Origin of the sequence: Streptococcus infantis, assembly GCF_047463275.1 — a bacterium.
Classification (GTDB): Bacteria; Bacillota; Bacilli; order Lactobacillales; family Streptococcaceae; genus Streptococcus; species Streptococcus infantis_AF.
The window spans coordinates 35,694-52,063 of sequence record NZ_JASHEE010000004.1; the positions used below are offsets into that span (position 1 = coordinate 35,694).

At 40.3% G+C, this 16,370-nt stretch carries 17 protein-coding genes; 15 read left to right on the plus strand and 2 right to left on the minus strand.

What is annotated here, in order from left to right:
• Positions 1-124 precede the first annotated feature (124 nt).
• The 8 genes from mgtA (at position 125) to QM923_RS06655 (ending at position 7,071) form a co-directional block, all read left to right on the plus strand.
• Positions 125-2,785 carry a magnesium-translocating P-type ATPase gene (gene mgtA / locus QM923_RS06620; RefSeq protein ID WP_414291308.1) on the plus strand — a complete coding sequence of 887 codons (2,661 nt, stop codon included), beginning with the start codon at positions 125-127 and terminating at the stop codon, positions 2,783-2,785.
• 135 nt (positions 2,786-2,920) lie between these two features.
• Positions 2,921-3,319, plus strand: a complete 399-nt coding sequence (gene spx, locus QM923_RS06625) for a transcriptional regulator Spx (protein ID WP_006149601.1) — start codon at positions 2,921-2,923, stop codon at positions 3,317-3,319.
• A gap of 60 nt (positions 3,320-3,379) precedes the next feature.
• Complete coding sequence (locus tag QM923_RS06630; protein WP_414291309.1) at positions 3,380-3,952, plus strand: SP0191 family lipoprotein; 573 nt, start codon at positions 3,380-3,382, stop codon at positions 3,950-3,952.
• A 97-nt stretch (positions 3,953-4,049) separates the two neighbouring features.
• Entirely contained in the window at positions 4,050-4,316 is a 267-nt protein-coding gene (locus QM923_RS06635) for an IreB family regulatory phosphoprotein (protein ID WP_004250500.1), read from the plus strand.
• A 3-nt stretch (positions 4,317-4,319) separates the two neighbouring features.
• Positions 4,320-4,739, plus strand: coding sequence for a Holliday junction resolvase RuvX (gene ruvX / locus QM923_RS06640; RefSeq protein ID WP_414291310.1), 420 nt, complete (start codon positions 4,320-4,322; stop codon positions 4,737-4,739).
• A gap of 15 nt (positions 4,740-4,754) precedes the next feature.
• Positions 4,755-5,060 (plus strand): DUF1292 domain-containing protein, encoded by a 306-nt coding sequence (locus QM923_RS06645; RefSeq protein WP_000017624.1) that lies wholly within the window; start codon positions 4,755-4,757, stop codon positions 5,058-5,060.
• Positions 5,061-5,308: 248 nt separating this feature from the next.
• Positions 5,309-6,559, plus strand: coding sequence for a bifunctional folylpolyglutamate synthase/dihydrofolate synthase (locus QM923_RS06650; protein WP_414291311.1), 1,251 nt, complete (start codon positions 5,309-5,311; stop codon positions 6,557-6,559).
• Positions 6,560-6,645: 86 nt separating this feature from the next.
• Positions 6,646-7,071, plus strand: a complete 426-nt coding sequence (locus QM923_RS06655) for an SP_0198 family lipoprotein (protein WP_414291312.1) — start codon at positions 6,646-6,648, stop codon at positions 7,069-7,071.
• 134 nt (positions 7,072-7,205) lie between these two features.
• Here QM923_RS06655 and QM923_RS06660 read toward each other — a convergent pair whose 3' ends face one another.
• The gene (locus QM923_RS06660; protein WP_414291313.1) at positions 7,206-8,018 is read right to left on the minus strand and encodes a Cof-type HAD-IIB family hydrolase; all 813 of its coding nucleotides are present in this window, start codon (positions 8,016-8,018) and stop codon (positions 7,206-7,208) included.
• A 196-nt stretch (positions 8,019-8,214) separates the two neighbouring features.
• Between QM923_RS06660 and QM923_RS06665 the strand changes: the two genes are divergently transcribed.
• From QM923_RS06665 to recA, 6 genes are all read left to right on the plus strand, one after another.
• Positions 8,215-9,636 carry an NCS2 family permease gene (locus QM923_RS06665; RefSeq protein ID WP_214262619.1) on the plus strand — a complete coding sequence of 474 codons (1,422 nt, stop codon included), beginning with the start codon at positions 8,215-8,217 and terminating at the stop codon, positions 9,634-9,636.
• 89 nt (positions 9,637-9,725) lie between these two features.
• Positions 9,726-10,169, plus strand: coding sequence for a tRNA (adenosine(37)-N6)-threonylcarbamoyltransferase complex ATPase subunit type 1 TsaE (gene tsaE, locus QM923_RS06670; RefSeq protein WP_195183423.1), 444 nt, complete (start codon positions 9,726-9,728; stop codon positions 10,167-10,169).
• The gene (locus tag QM923_RS06675; RefSeq protein WP_414291314.1) at positions 10,159-10,680 is read left to right on the plus strand and encodes a GNAT family N-acetyltransferase; all 522 of its coding nucleotides are present in this window, start codon (positions 10,159-10,161) and stop codon (positions 10,678-10,680) included. Before tsaE ends, QM923_RS06675 begins: the two co-directional genes overlap by 11 nt.
• Before the next feature lie 4 nt (positions 10,681-10,684).
• Positions 10,685-11,734 (plus strand): glycopolymer--peptidoglycan transferase LytR, encoded by a 1,050-nt coding sequence (gene lytR, locus QM923_RS06680; RefSeq protein ID WP_414291315.1) that lies wholly within the window; start codon positions 10,685-10,687, stop codon positions 11,732-11,734.
• Between the two features lie 76 nt (positions 11,735-11,810).
• Entirely contained in the window at positions 11,811-13,067 is a 1,257-nt protein-coding gene (locus QM923_RS06685) for a competence/damage-inducible protein A (protein WP_414291316.1), read from the plus strand.
• A 54-nt stretch (positions 13,068-13,121) separates the two neighbouring features.
• A complete protein-coding gene (gene recA / locus QM923_RS06690; RefSeq protein ID WP_414291317.1) occupies positions 13,122-14,270 on the plus strand; it encodes a recombinase RecA in 1,149 nt (382 codons plus the stop codon).
• 52 nt (positions 14,271-14,322) lie between these two features.
• Here the strand turns inward: recA and QM923_RS06695 are convergent, their stop codons facing one another.
• Entirely contained in the window at positions 14,323-14,877 is a 555-nt protein-coding gene (locus QM923_RS06695) for a GNAT family N-acetyltransferase (RefSeq protein WP_414291318.1), read from the minus strand.
• A 108-nt stretch (positions 14,878-14,985) separates the two neighbouring features.
• Between QM923_RS06695 and QM923_RS06700 the strand changes: the two genes are divergently transcribed.
• Positions 14,986-16,356: an MATE family efflux transporter gene (locus QM923_RS06700; RefSeq protein WP_414291319.1), complete on the plus strand. Its 1,371-nt coding sequence runs from the start codon at positions 14,986-14,988 to the stop codon at positions 16,354-16,356.
• Positions 16,357-16,370: the final 14 nt, after the last annotated feature.

The following is a 16,370-nucleotide window of genomic DNA, read 5'->3' on the forward strand; positions in this document are numbered from 1 at the left end:
ATCAAATTCAAACCACGTCAACGTCGCCTTGCCGTACTCAAGTACAGTCTGTGGCTAGTTTCCTAGTTTGCTCTTTGATTTTCATTGAGTATGAAATTATCATTCATACAGATAGGAGAAACCAATGAAAACTACAAAAGAAAGATTAGCAATTGCTATTCAAACTCCATTAAAAGATAGTCTAGCTTTTTATCATACAAGTCTAAAAGGCTTAGACCAAGAACAAGTTGAAGAAAACCGTGACCTATATGGTGAAAACACCATTACCAAGGGTCAAGAGGATTCCATCTTTAAAAAGATTTATGAGTCCATTATCAATCCTTTCACAATCATTTTGCTTGTGATTGCCTTTATTTCCCTCGTTACAAACGTCTGGCTTGCCAAACCTGGCCAAGAGGATCCTACGACCTCTATTATCATCGTTGTCTTGGTTTTGATTTCAGGAGGCATCCGTTTTGTCCAAGAGTTGCGGAGCGACAAGGCGACAACCAATCTTTCAAAAATGATTGTCAACACTGCAACTGTTATTCGCGATGGTCTTGAACAAGAGTTGCCAATCGATGAGTTGGTTGTGGGAGACCTCGTGAAATTGAGCGCTGGAGATATGATTCCAGCAGATGTCATCTTATTCGAATCGCGCGACTTTTTCGTTCAACAGTCAGGTTTGACTGGAGAAAGTGATGCAGTCGAAAAACTTGCTTTAAATAAAGCCACCAATCAAAATGTAGATAGCCTACTAGAAGCAGAATCTTTGGCATTCATGGGGACAAACGTTATCTCAGGAAGTGCGACAGCTATGGTTCTAGCGGTTGGTGATGATACCATGATGGGAGCTATTGAGCAAACTCTTAATACTTACGATGAGCCAACTTCTTTTGAACGTGAAATGAACAGCATTTCCTGGCTCTTGATTCGCTTGATGCTTGTCATGGTTCCGATCGTGTTTTTCGCAAATGGATTGACCGATGGAGACTGGCTAGAGGCTGGAGTATTTGCCTTGAGCGTCGGTGTCGGCCTTACACCAGAAATGCTGCCGATGATTATTACAGCTAGCTTGGCCAAAGGTTCTATTATCATGGCTAAGGAAAAGGTAGTCATCAAAAAACTCAATGCTATCCAAGACTTAGGAGCAATCGATATCCTTTGTACGGATAAAACTGGAACTCTAACGCAAGATGAGATTGTCTTAGAATACCCTTTGGATATCCATGGTGATTTGGATATGGCAGTCTTAAGAAGAGCTTATCTAAATTCACATTTTCAAACAGGTTTGAAAAACTTGATGGACCGTGCCATCATCAGTAGAACTGAAAAAGAAGCCAAGGAACATGTTATCCTACAAAATCTCGATACCAGTTTCCAAAAAATCGACGAACTACCATTTGATTTTGAACGTAGACGCATGAGTGTTATCGTCAAAGATGATAGCAATGTTGTTAGTATGGTGACCAAAGGCGCCTTGGAAGAAATGTTGACCATTTCGACACATGTGGAATATCGTGGAGAAATAATCCCTATTACGGAAGGTATTCGCCAAGAAGTACTGGCAGAAGTTGGTCAATTAAACCGTCAAGGTTTACGTGTATTAGGTGTTGGTTACAAGTCAGGTCTACGTGAAGATTATGCCTATGCTGTGACTGATGAAAGTGACATGATCCTTACGGGTTATCTTGCCTTCTTGGATCCACCAAAACCATCTGCAGCACCCGCTATCCAAGCTTTACTTGAGCATGGTGTCAGAACAAAGATTTTAACTGGGGATAATGAAAAAGTAACCCAAGCCATCTGTGAAAAGGTTGGTTTGGATGTTGAGCAGATGCTTTTGGGAGCTGATATCGACCAAATGACAGACCAAGAATTGGCAGAAGCGGTTGAAAGTGTAACAGTCTTTGCCAAATTGTCTCCTGACCAAAAAGCTCGAATTATTCTACAATTGAAGAAAAATGGTCATGCCGTTGGTTATATGGGTGACGGTATTAATGATGCCCCATCTATGAAGGTGGCAGATGTTGGAATTTCCGTTGATACAGCAGTAGATATCGCAAAGGAAACAGCTGATGTTATTTTGCTGGACAAGGATCTCATGGTTCTTGAAACTGGTATCGTTGAGGGCCGTAAGGTCTACGCCAACATGACCAAATACATCAAGATGACCGTTAGTTCAAACTTTGGGAATATCTTCTCACTATTGGTTGCAAGTATTTTCTTGCCATTTTTACCAATGGCTCCTGTTCATCTCATTGTCCTAAACCTAGTCTACGATTTATCTTGTGTGGCACTGCCATTTGATAATGTGGATCAAGACTTCCTAAAACAACCCCATACATGGGAAGCAAAATCTATTACTAGATTTATGGTTTGGATGGGTCCAATCTCATCTGTCTTTGATATTTTGACCTTTGTCTTCCTATACTTTATCATTGTTCCTTTGGTGACAGGCTATCATTATGTTCATGGTTCTGAATCTGCTATCCAGTTTATTATCTTGTTCCAAACAGGCTGGTTTATTGAATCTATGTGGTCTCAAACTATGGTTATCCATATGCTTCGTACGGCAAAAGTTCCTTTTGTACAAAGCAGACCAGCTTGGCTTGTAATCTTGACAACCATGGTTGCCGCAATTTTCGTAACTAGTCTACCTTATGGACCGCTAGTAAATATTCTTTGTTTAGCTCCATTAGGACTTCCGTATTTCTTGTTCCTAACCTGTATTATTTTCTTGTACATGTTTAGCGTCACAGTTATTAAGAAATTTTACATTAAGAAATATAAAGAATGGTTATAGTTCGGTTTTTGTCAAGAAAAAAGATAGAAAACTGGGGCAAAAGTTAAATTTTTTTAAAAATAGGTCGCAAGTCCGATGTTTTTTATGGTATAATAGAATAAACTGATAGTAACATGTAGCGAAAGGGGTAGGTACATGATCAAAATTTATACAGTCTCAAGTTGTACTAGCTGTAAAAAAGCTAAGACCTGGCTCAATGCCCACCAGTTAAGTTATAAAGAACAAAACCTCGGTAAAGAGGGAATTTCTAGAGAAGAATTATTAGATATTCTAACAAAAACAGACAATGGAATTGCGAGCATTGTATCATCAAAGAATCGCTACGCTAAAGCTCTTGGAGTTGATATCGAAGATTTGAGTGTCAATGAAGTACTCACCTTAATAATGGAAACACCACGCATCCTAAAAAGTCCAATTCTTGTTGACGAGAAACGTTTACAAGTTGGCTATAAAGAAGATGACATTCGTGCCTTCTTGCCACGCTCTGTCCGCAATGTAGAAAATGCAGAAGCACGTTTACGTGCAGCACTATAAAACATCAAGGCTGGGAGTGACTCCTAGCCTTATTTGATAGATAAATAAGGAAAAATAAATATGAAGAAGATAGTTATCGGTACAGTTGCGCTCCTATTTTTGCTAGCTGGCTGTGGACAGAAAAAAGAGTCTGCGGAACCTTCTAAAGATACAACGACAGAAGCTCTTCAATCAACTTTGCCTGTTCTGGAAAATGCCAATAACAATACAGTTGTAACAAAGACGCTTGTTCTACCTGCTGACGAAAATGGAGTTCAACAGACCCAGACTATTACCTATAAGGGAAAACAGTTCTTGACCTTAACGATTCAGCAAAAACGACAAGTTTCAGAAGACCTCAAAAGCTTTATTGCAGAGCATGGATTAGAGGAAGCAAAAAAGGCCTTGAAAGAAGGAGAAGGCAAGGATGAATCGGTCCAAGAAGCACGTAAAATTCCTGGATTTAACCTTGAAACCAATCTTTTAAGTGAAACCGAGGTTGAAACAAAAACAAGTTATGATTTTCAAGTTCTAGACGTTAAAAAGGCAAGCGAAAGCAAATATTTAAAAAATGTGGGATTAGAAAATCTACTAAAAAACGAACCAGAAGAATATATTAAAAATCGAGTTGCAAGTGGCGCGACTATCCAGTAAGGAAGTCACAGAAAATCAGCAAAATCAGGCTGTGTCATTTGTAGAATGGCTGTGAATGTGCTATAATAGTACTATTCTAAGGAAAGAGGGTGTTAGAATGGGATTTACTGAAGAAACCGTACGTTTTAAATTGGATGATTCCAATAAAAAAGAAATTAGTGAAACATTGACAGAAGTCTATGCTTCATTGAATGAGAAGGGGTATAACCCTATTAACCAAATTGTGGGCTATGTTCTCAGTGGAGACCCAGCTTACGTTCCTCGTTACAATAACGCAAGAAATCAAATTCGTAAATACGAACGCGATGAGATTGTTGAAGAATTGGTCCGCTACTACCTTAAGGGACAAGGAGTCGATCTATAACCAATGAGAATTATGGGGTTGGACGTTGGTTCCAAAACAGTAGGAGTAGCGATTAGCGATCCGCTAGGGTTTACAGCACAAGGACTCGAAATCATCCAAATCAATGAAGAACAAGGGGAGTTCGGTTTCGAACGACTCAAGGAATTGGTTGATACCTATATAGTGGAGCGCTTTGTTGTTGGTTTACCTAAAAATATGAACAATACCAGTGGACCGCGGGTGGAAGCGAGTCAAACCTATGGAGCAAAACTGGAAGAACTCTTTGGTCTGCCAGTGGAGTACCAGGATGAGCGCCTAACCACGGTTGCTGCTGAGCGCATGTTGATTGAGCAAGCAGACATTAGTCGCAATAAGCGTAAAAAAGTTATTGATAAATTGGCAGCTCAATTGATTTTGCAAAATTATTTAGATAGAAAATTTTAAGACAGAGGAGAAACTATGTCACACGATCACAACCATGATCACGAAGAACGTGAACTTATTACACTTGTAGATGAGCAAGGAAACGAAACTTTATTTGAAATCCTTTTGACTATTGACGGAAAAGAAGAATTTGGTAAAAACTATGTTCTTCTTGTACCAGTTAATGCAGAAGAAGATGAAAACGGTGAAGTTGAAATCCAAGCATACTCATTCATCGAAAATGAAGATGGAACTGAAGGTGAATTGCAACCAATCCCTGAAGATTCAGAAGATGAATGGAACATGATTGAAGAAGTCTTCAACAGCTTTATGGAGGAGTAAAAACATCCGGGGGATGTTTTTAGCCCAACTCCTAGAAACTAGAAAGAGTTGGAACATCCGGGGAACGTTTTTAGCCCTGCGCTAGAAAATAGAAACGCAGGTAGTCTGGGAGACTGTATCACCCCAACTCCCAGAAACTGGAGAGAGTTGTAACGTCCAGTGGACGTTTTTAGCCCGTATTGAAATAAAATATAGCTAATTAAGTAAAAAGCGAAGAGAATCTTCGCTTTTTTGTTAAGGAGATAAGCATGATTGAAGTAGAAAAATGGCTTCATAGTCGGATTGGTTTGAATTTCAGATCAGGTTTAGGACGGATGCAAAGAGCGGTAGATTTGCTGGGGAATCCTGAGCAAACCTATCCAATTATCCATGTGACAGGGACAAATGGCAAGGGGTCAACTATTGCTTTTATGAGGGAGCTTTTTGTTGCCCATGGGAAAACGGTTGGTACCTTTACTTCGCCCCACATTGTCAGCATCCATGACCGTATCTGTATTAATGGTGAGCCTATATCGGACGAAGATTTTATTCGTTTAGCCGATCAAGTTAAAGCAATGGAGCAAAGACTTTTAGAAACCCACGATCAGCTATCTTTTTTTGAGTTGCTGACCTTGATTGCTTTGCTTTATTTTAAAGAGCAAAAAGTAGATTTGGTCCTACTGGAAGTTGGGATAGGTGGACTTCTTGATACTACCAATGTCGTGACAGGAGAAATTGCAATCATCACATCAATCGGCCTCGATCACCAGGAGACTTTGGGGGATAGTCTGGTAGCAATTGCAGAGCAGAAAGCAGGAATTTTTAAGCCCGGGAAATCAGCTGTGATTGCAAATTTAGCACTGGAAGCCCAACTCGTTTGTCAAAAAACTGCTACTGATTTGGGTGTAAGTCTCTACCAAGCTGATCAAGATTTTTCTTTCCGAAATGGGAACTTTTCTTCCTCTCTAGCTGACTTTAACCACCTAATATTGGGACTGGAGGGAGCATATCAGGAGGAAAATGCAGCTCTTGCCTTGCAAGCTTTTCTACTATTTATGGTACAAAGAAACGAGAAAGTAGATCAAGAAGCAGTACGTGCTGCCTTGCAAGCTACTAAATGGGCTGGAAGGCTAGAAGCTGTCACTGAGCACATTTATCTAGATGGGGCTCACAATTTACCAGCTCTAGAGCGTTTGGTTGAGTTTATCCAAGAAAAAATCCAGCAAGGGTATCAGCCTCACATCCTATTTGGTGCCCTAAAGCGGAAAGATTATAGTGGGATGCTTACTTATTTAACAGAGCATTTACCTGATGTAGCTCTCTATGTTACGAGTTTTGATTATCAGGGTTCCTTGGAAGAGCAAGACTTTGGAGATTATACAAGCATTGCTTCTTATCGAGATTTTATAGATAATTTTGAAGCTTCTGCACAAGAGAAAGACTTGCTATTTGTGACAGGATCTCTCTACTTTATATCTGAGGTTCGCGCTTGTCTTATGAAACAAAAGTTATTTGATTGACCCTCCTATCTTTATTTGTTATAGTAAAGGTGTGGTGGCTCGGCAGGGTTATTCTGATTTTAAGCCACTAAAAGAAAGGAGCCATGATGTCACTAAAAAAATTCACACTTTCTCTTGCTTCTTTGGCAAGTCTTAGTCTCTTAGTTGCATGTTCGCCAAAAGAGCAGGCAGCTCCTTCAACTCAAGCAAGTACTAGTACGGAAGTAACGACTGCTCAGTTAGCAGAAACGACTGTTTCTAGTTCTACGGCTAGCTCAGTAAGCAACATTGATGGGACCTATAAAGGGCAAGATGAGGGAGATAGCATTACTCTCGTTGTTACTGGTAATACTGGAACATGGACAGAAGTAGAACCTGATGGTGATCAGGAAATTAAGAAGGTCACCTTCGAACCAGAAAGTCAGAGAGTCTTTATTGGAGATGATATCAAGGTTTATGTAGCTGATGGCAATCAAATGATCATTGATGATATGGGTCGCGAAATTTCTGATCGTATCGTTCTAAAAAAATAGACATCTTTTGTAAGGATTTGAATCTCGTTAACACGGATTCGGGTCCTTTTTTCTTTAATCAATTTTTGGCATAAAAAATCCATACGATTAAGGTAGCTATTTTCTACCAAAAAAGTATGGAGGGATAGATTTTATTAAAGGAACTGCTCTTGTAAAAAGTGAGCGACTCCGTCTTCTTCGTTGGTTAGTGGTAATTGCTCGTCTGCGAAAGAAAGTAGAGCGGGATTAGCATTTTTCATGGCATATCCTCTACCTGCAAAGGAGAGCATTTCTTGGTCATTGTGTTCGTCACCAAAGGCAATCAGGTTCTGTCTGTCTATATTCATGACATTTAGAAGGTATTCAAGGGCAAAGGCCTTGTGAACACCTTTTGGAGTACATTCAAGAATGTTCAAGGGACCGCCCCAAGTATTGATATTAAGCTGATACTTGTAAAAGCTAGTCATCTCTTCTGCTAGTGCATATTTATCGTCTGCCCTAGTTTGTAATAAAATACAGTTGGGCCCCTTGGTCACTAAGTCAGACTTGAATTGATTTTCAGGACGAAAGTTTTCAACACCAAACAATTTAGGATCTGCAATTTCCTTGTCTGGGGCTGTAATGTAAAACTTTTTACGGTATTCACCTGCGATAAAGTCTGCTTCAATCTCCTCTTTTCGTTTCACGATATCCAAGAGATATTTTTTGTCCACAGTAAGGCATTTTTCATGTTTCCAAGCCCTACCAGGTAGGTGAGTGAGCGAACCGTTGAAGTTAATCATAGGAGTCTCAAGTTCAAGTTGGTCATAAAAATCTTTGGCCATACGATATGGGCGACCGGTTGCGATAACCACATGGTGGCCTTTCTTAGAAATTTTTTTAATGGTTTCTTTTGTAAAGTCAGAGAGTTTGCTTTCTCCATTAAGTAAGGTACCGTCTAAGTCCACGGCAATCATTTTTTTAGTCATAAAATCCTCCCGAATTTAGTTTCAGATAAGATGTTTCCTATTATATCAAAAAGCTGAAAGAAAAGCTGACTATAAGCAAAAATAAGAAGAATTATATCCTCTAAGAATTTTTAAAAATAGGAAAAACAGCTTGAAAATGTGAATGATTGATGATATAATAGTCACATTGTTCGTAAAATGACAAAGGAGATTAAAAATGGACAAATTATTTAAACTAAAAGAGCACGGGACAGATGTCCGTACAGAGGTGCTTGCTGGTTTAACAACTTTCTTTGCAATGAGTTATATTCTCTTTGTAAACCCTCAAATGCTTTCGCAAACAGGAATGCCTGTTCAGGGTGTATTCTTGGCAACAATCATCGGTTCTGTAGTAGGAACTTTGATGATGGCTTTCTATGCTAACTTGCCATACGCACAAGCTCCAGGTATGGGACTTAATGCTTTCTTTACATTTACGGTTGTATTCGGAATGGGCTATACTTGGAAAGAAGCTCTTGGTATGGTCTTCATCTGTGGGATTATTTCACTGATTATCACATTAACAAATGTTCGTAAAATGATCATTGAGTCTATTCCTACAACACTTCGTTCAGCAATTTCAGCTGGTATTGGTGTTTTCCTTGCTTATGTTGGTATCAAGAATGCTGGCCTTTTGAAATTCTCAATTGACCCCGGTACTTATACTGTAGCAGGTGAAGGAGCAGATAAGGCTCAAGCAGCGATTACTGCAAATGCAGCAGCTGTTCCAGGATTGGTAGATTTCAATACTCCAGCAGTATTGGTAGCTATTGCAGGTCTTGCCATTACAATCTTCTTTGTTGTCAAAGGTATTAAAGGTGGGATCATTCTTTCTATCTTAACAACGACAGTCCTTGCGATTGCGGTTGGTCTTGTTAATTTGTCAGGAATCGATTTTGCTAGCAACAATCTTTCAGCAGCAGTTAACGACCTAGGAACTTTATTTGGTGCAGCCCTTGGTTCAGAAGGTTTGGGTTCTCTGATTTCAAATACTTCACGTTTACCTGAAACCTTGATGGCCATTCTTGCCTTCTCATTGACTGATATTTTTGATACAATCGGTACTCTTATCGGTACAGGTGAAAAAGTTGGGATCATCGCATCAAGTGGTGAGAACAATGAATCAGCTAAATTGGATAAGGCTCTATATTCTGACTTGGTGGCGACATCAGTTGGTGCCATTGCAGGTACTTCAAACGTTACAACTTATATTGAGTCAGCAGCAGGGATCGGTGCTGGTGGACGTACTGGATTGACAGCCTTAGTTGTTGCTATCTGTTTTGCTCTATCAAGCTTCTTTAGCCCACTTCTTGCCATTGTGCCTTCAGCTGCGACAGCACCAATTTTGATTATCGTCGGAATTATGATGCTCTCTAACTTGAAAAACATCCCTTGGGATGATATGTCAGAAGCAGTGCCTGCTTTCTTCACATCTATCTTTATGGGATTCAGTTACTCCATTACACAAGGGATTGCTGTTGGTTTCCTAACTTACACTTTAGCGAAGATTGTTAAAGGTCAAGTTAAGGAAGTGCATGTGATGATTTGGATTTTAGACGCTCTGTTCATTTTGAACTACATTAGCATGGCTCTAAACTAAAGACAAAAACTTTAAAAAAGAAGGAGGAAACTCCTCTTTTTTTATTACTAGAAATGTCGCAAAAGAAAACTTTTTGGTATAATAATAACATGCACACAAAAAATGAAGATGAACTAATCGCTCTTGGACAAGAGTTGGGTAGTCTACTTGAAAAAAATGATGTATTGATTTTGACTGGTGAATTAGGTGCTGGAAAAACCACATTAACAAAAGGTCTAGCTAAAGGACTAGGGATTCATCAAATGATCAAAAGTCCTACTTATACCATTGTTCGAGAATATGAAGGACGCCTACCCTTATATCACTTGGATGTTTACCGCATCGAAGGAGATGCAGATTCAATCGACCTTGATGAATTTCTTTTTGGTTCAGGTGTGACGGTTATTGAGTGGGGACACCTATTAGGTGAGGCTCTTCCAGCCGACTATCTGGAATTAGAAATTCTTAAAGATGGTGAGGGCCGTGAAGTTGTCTTTCATGCTCATGGTCAACGAGCGACAGAACTTTTGAAGAGGCTTACGAATGGAGTATGATTTATTAATTCGTGAAGCAGAAGTTGAGGATGCTACAGAACTTATTGCACTTTTGGATCAGATTGGTCATGAATCTAGTTTTACCAGTCTGGATGAAAATGGTATTGCAATGACTGAATCAGAAATGCAGCATTTTATTGACAAGCAGGCCCAATCGGACAATCAAATTACTTTACTAGCTTTTTTGAATGAAGAATTGGCAGGAGTCATCAATATAACGGCTGATCAGCGTCCGCGAGTTCGACACATTGGCGATGTTTTCTTGGGCATCAAGAAAGCCTATTGGGGCAATGGTCTTGGTAGTATCCTGATGGAGGAAGCTATTGAATGGGCCCAGTCGAGTGGAAGTATTCGACGCTTACAACTGACAGTTCAAAAACGAAATCTAGCAGCTGTTCATCTATATAAAAAGATGGGCTTTATCATAGAAGGCCAGCAGGAACGTGGTGCTTGTATAGAAGGAGGAGAGTTTCTTGATGTCTACCTGATGGGGCGACTGATAGACGAATAAATGTATGGCAAAAAAAATAATCGGAATGTTTTTAGGCTTTGTTCTTGTGACAGTGCTTGGTGTGGGAGCTTATGCCTACACGATTTACCAACAAAGCACACAGACTTTGGCCAAAACCTATAAACAAATTGGGGAAGAAACGAAAGTCATCGAGGCAACTGAGCCTTTGACAATTTTACTGATGGGTGTGGATACAGGTAACGTTGAGCGTACAGACCCATGGGCGGGTAACAGTGATTCGATGATCTTGGTAACAGTAAATCCTAAAACCAAGAAAGTTGTGATGATGAGTTTGGAACGTGATATCCTGACCCAAATCCAACAACCGGATGGTAGTGTTAGAGAGGCTAAGCTCAACGCGGCTTATGCCGATGGTGGTGCAGAGCTTGCTATCTCGACCATTCAAAAAATGATGAATATCCATATCGACCGCTACGTCATGGTCAATATGCACGGTCTTCAAAGAATGGTTGATGCTGTAGGTGGTATCACAGTAAATAACACTCTAGGTTTCCCAATCTCTATCCAAGACCAGGAACCATTTAACACGATTTCTATCGGTGTTGGGGAGCAAACCCTAAATGGTGACGAGGCGCTAGTGTATTCACGTATGCGCTATCAGGATCCAGAGGGGGACTACGGTCGTCAGAAACGTCAGCGCGAAGTCATTCAAAAGATTGTTGAGAAAATTCTTAGTTTGAATAGTGTTAGTCACTACCAAGAAATTTTGAAGGCTCTTAGCGATAACATGCAGACAAATATCGAGATTACAACAACAACGATCCCTCAGTTGATGGGCTACCAAGATTCCTTTAAGAATATTGAGTCTCAGCAATTGCGTGGAGAGGATGCAATGATTGATGGGACATCTTACCAAATCGTGACATCTGAACATTTGTTAGAAATGCAAAATCTCTTGCGTCGTTCATTGGATAAGCCAGAAGTTACCGAGTTGGAGACAAATGTAGTCTTGTATGAAAACATTTATGGTCGTTTGCCACAAACGACTGGTTCTGTTGCAGATCAGGAACAACAAGGCCAACAAGAACAATAAGAAATGAATACTCAAATCGTAGGAATTTTCCTGCGATTTTTTCAAAGAAATCCGAATAGGTAAGTAGGAGGAAAAAATGAAAGCGGAAATTATAGCTGTTGGAACAGAAATTCTAACAGGTCAAATCGTCAATACCAATGCTCAGTTTTTGTCTGAAAAGCTAGCAGAAATCGGTGTTGATGTCTACTTCCAAACGGCTGTAGGAGATAATGAATCTCGTCTCTTATCCTTGTTGGAGATTGCTCAGAAACGGAGTGATTTAGTGATCCTAACGGGAGGGTTAGGTCCAACAGAGGATGATTTGACCAAACAAACCTTGGCACAATTTCTAGGGCGTGATTTGACTTTTGATGCTCAAGCACAGGCTAAATTGGATGATTTCTTTGCTCATCGACCAGACTATGCTCGGACTCCAAATAATGAGCGCCAGGCACAAATTGTTCAGGGGTCAATCCCGCTCCCAAATAAAACGGGACTAGCGGTTGGTGGTATGATTGAGGTAGATGGCGTGACTTATGTTGTCCTACCAGGTCCGCCAAGTGAACTGAAACCTATGGTTTTAAATGAGCTACTACCAAGATTGACAACAGGAGCTAAGTTGTATTCGCGTGTCTTACGTTTCTTTGGTATTGGTGAGAGCCAGCTAGTGACGATTTTGTCGGATTTGATTGAAGAGCAGACGGATCCAACCATAGCACCGTATGCAAAAACAGGAGAGGTGACTCTGCGTTTGTCTACAAAGGCTACTAGTCAAGAAGAAGCAAGAAAAGCTTTGGATAATCTGGAGGAAAAAATTCTTGCCCGCCAGACTTTTGAAGGTGTTGCTTTAAAGGATATTTGCTATGGTTATGGCGAGGAAGCGAGTCTAGCTAGTGTAGTTGTTGAGGGGTTGAAAAAACAGCATAAAACCATAACGGCTGCGGAAAGTTTGACAGCTGGGCTTTTCCAAGCAACTTTGGCAGACTTTTCGGGAGTGTCAGCTATCTTTAAAGGTGGTTTTGTCACTTATAGTCTAGAAGAAAAGGCTAAGATGTTAGATATTCCACAAGTAGAGTTGGAAAAACACGGAGTTGTTTCAGCCTTTACGGCGGAAAAAATGGCAGAGCAGGCACGACTTAAAACTCAATCAGACTTTGGGGTTAGCTTGACAGGAGTGGCTGGTCCGGATAGTTTAGAAGGCCATCCAGCAGGTACAGTTTTTATCGGTTTATCTCAAGCATCAGGGACAGAAGTTATCCAAGCTAATATCGCAGGACGGAGTCGAGCAGATGTTCGTAAAATTGCGGTTATGCATGCTTTTAACTTAGTTCGCAAAGCTTTATTAAGTGACTGACTTTTGATATAATAGAAGAAGGTTCTTAGAATCATTAAAATATAGGAGAACAAAATGGCGAAAAAACCAACAAAAAAATTAGATGAAATTGGGAAAAAATTTGGAGCTGACCGTGAAAAAGCTTTGAATGATGCGCTTAAATTGATTGAAAAAGACTTCGGTAAGGGTTCAATCATGCGCTTGGGTGAACGCGCAGAGCAAAAAGTACAAGTAATGAGTTCAGGCTCTTTGGCGCTTGACATTGCACTTGGTTCAGGTGGTTATCCTAAGGGACGTATCATTGAAATCTACGGTCCAGAATCATCAGGTAAGACAACAGTAGCTCTTCATGCTGTAGCGCAAGCCCAAAAAGAAGGTGGAATCGCAGCCTTTATCGATGCGGAGCATGCTCTTGATCCAGCTTATGCAGCGGCACTTGGAGTGAACATTGATGAATTGCTCTTGTCACAACCAGACTCAGGTGAACAAGGTCTTGAAATTGCAGGAAAGTTGATTGACTCAGGAGCCGTTGACCTTGTGGTTATCGACTCTGTTGCAGCTCTTGTACCTCGTGCAGAAATCGACGGGGATATCGGAGATAGCCACGTTGGTCTTCAAGCTCGTATGATGAGCCAAGCTATGCGTAAACTTGGTGCTTCTATCAACAAGACTAAGACAATCGCTATCTTCATCAACCAGTTGCGTGAAAAAGTTGGGGTTATGTTTGGTAATCCAGAAACAACTCCTGGTGGACGTGCCCTCAAATTCTATGCTTCAGTTCGTTTAGACGTTCGTGGAAGCACACAAATTAAGGGAACTGGCGACCAAAAAGATACTAACGTCGGTAAAGAAACTAAGATTAAAGTTGTGAAAAACAAGGTTGCCCCACCGTTCAAGGAAGCTCTTGTTGAAATCATGTACGGAGAAGGTATTTCTAGAACTGGTGAACTCTTGAAGATTGCTAGTGATTTGGATATCATTCAAAAAGCAGGTGCTTGGTACTCATACAAGGGTGAAAAAATCGGACAAGGTTCTGAGAATGCGAAGAAATACTTGGCAGATCACCCAGAAATCTTTGATGAAATTGACCACCAAGTTCGTGTTCAATATGGTTTGATTGAAGAGGAAGAAGGTTCTAAAGAAACTTCAGCAGCTGATACGGACTCTAACCAAGAAGTGACTCTTGATTTGGGCGATGCTCTTGAAATCGAAATTGAAGAATAAGAATAAAAAGAAAAAGTAGCAGTAAAACTGCTACTTTTTTATTTCGTGTTGACTAGTGTTCGCTAAAGCGGCGGTATTTGATGCGAAAGTCAAAGTAGTTCTCTTCTTGTAATTTTTGAAAGATATTCCGATAGGCTTCTTCGTCAAAATGGTCGCCACGATAGAGAATTTCGAAACTCATTCCCTCGTATTCCAAGAAGGCGTTGGCAGTTTTAAAGCCATTTTGTAAGTAAAAGTCCATGCGGGATTTTCTTTGTTCGAGATTGTCACAGTCTTCGTCTAATCGCTCCACTTCAAGAATCATAGTACGCTGGTAAAAATCAATGAGTTTTTCAATGATTTCTCTCCCGTACCCATGACTGCGGAGATGGGGCATAATGGCAAAGAAGCTAATGTAGAAAGCTTTTTGATTAGAAATGGCAAAAGCGAAGCCGACAAATTCTTCTTCGTTATAAAAGGCGAAAAAGTGGGCGTCATCTCTATCCTGGTAACTTAAAAATTCCTCCAAAGAGACGCGTTCTTCTTCAGGGAAGGCCTCCTTGTTTAATTGTTCCACTTTCTCAAGGTCTGGGAATACATCTGTAATTAACTGACTTGTTAAGCTCATACATATCCTCCTTTTCTGTCACGATTATACCAGATTGTTTACATATAGGCAACGCTTTCTTAAGGAAACTCCCTTGTTCCTCAACTTGAAAGCTGATATAATAGCCTTATGAATAAGAAATCAACGGTGGACTTGATTCATGGTCCTATCCTTCCTTCACTGATTAGTTTTGCTTTACCAATTTTACTATCCAATATCTTTCAGCAACTCTACAATACAGCTGATATTTTGATTGTTGGGCGTTTTTTAGGACAAAATTCCTTGGCGGCAGTCGGAGCTACGACAGCCATTTTTGATTTGATTATTGGATTTGCCCTCGGAGTCGGAAATGGGATGGGAGTCGTTATTGCCCGTCTTTACGGTGCTCGCAATTTTGCTAAAATTAAAGAAGCTGTAGCGGCGACTTGGATTTTAGGTGCTATCCTGAGTGGTCTTGTCATGTTGATGGGGTTCTTCGGTCTTTATCCACTCTTACAATATCTCGAAACACCTGCAGAAATCCTCCCCCAATCCTATGAATACATCTCCATGATTGTTAGTTGCGTGGGAGTTAGCTTTGCCTATAATCTCTTTGCAGGATTGTTACGATCAATTGGTGACAGCCTTGCAGCACTTGCTTTTCTGATTTTCTCAGCTATCGTTAATGTCATTTTAGATTTGTATTTTATTACACAACTGCAGCTAGGGGTTCAGTCTGCAGGTCTTGCAACCATCATCTCGCAAGGTTTGTCAGCTATTCTCTGTTATTTCTATATCCGCAAGAGTGTTCCAGAGCTTCTTCCAGGTCTCAAACATTTCAAATGGAATAAGGCGCTCTATATTGACCTTTTGGAGCAAGGGTTAGCTATGGGCTTGATGGGTTCAATCGTCTCTATCGGAAGTGTTATCTTGCAATCCTCTGTTAATGGCTTTGGAGCAGTGATTATCAGCGCCCAAACGGCAGCGCGTAGAATCATGGCCTTTGCCCTATTGCCAATGACGGCTATTTCAGCTTCCATGACAACTTTTATCTCTCAAAACTTTGGGGCAAAACGACCAGAACGTATCGTTCAAGGTCTTCGTATAGGGAGCTATTTGAGTATGTCTTGGGCTACCTTTGCCTGTATCTTCCTATTTTTTGCAAGTCCTAGCCTAGTTTCTTTCTTAGCGAGTTCAACAGATGGTTACTTGATTGAAAATGGGACCTTGTACCTACGTATTAGTTCTGTTTTCTATCCGTTTTTGAGTCTTTTATTGATTTATAGAAATAGTTTGCAGGGACTCGGTCAAAAACTCTTACCCCTCATATCTAGTTTTATCGAGTTTATCGGGAAAATTGTTTTCGTCGCTTGGATTATTCCTTGGGCAGGTTATACAGGTGTGATTCTATGTGAACCGCTACTTTGGCTTGTTATGACTGCACAGCTTTATATCTCACTCTCTCAGCACCCTTGGATAAAAGAAGGCAAGAAAATCTTGGCTGTTAGCGGGCAATCCTAGCTTAATTTACAAAA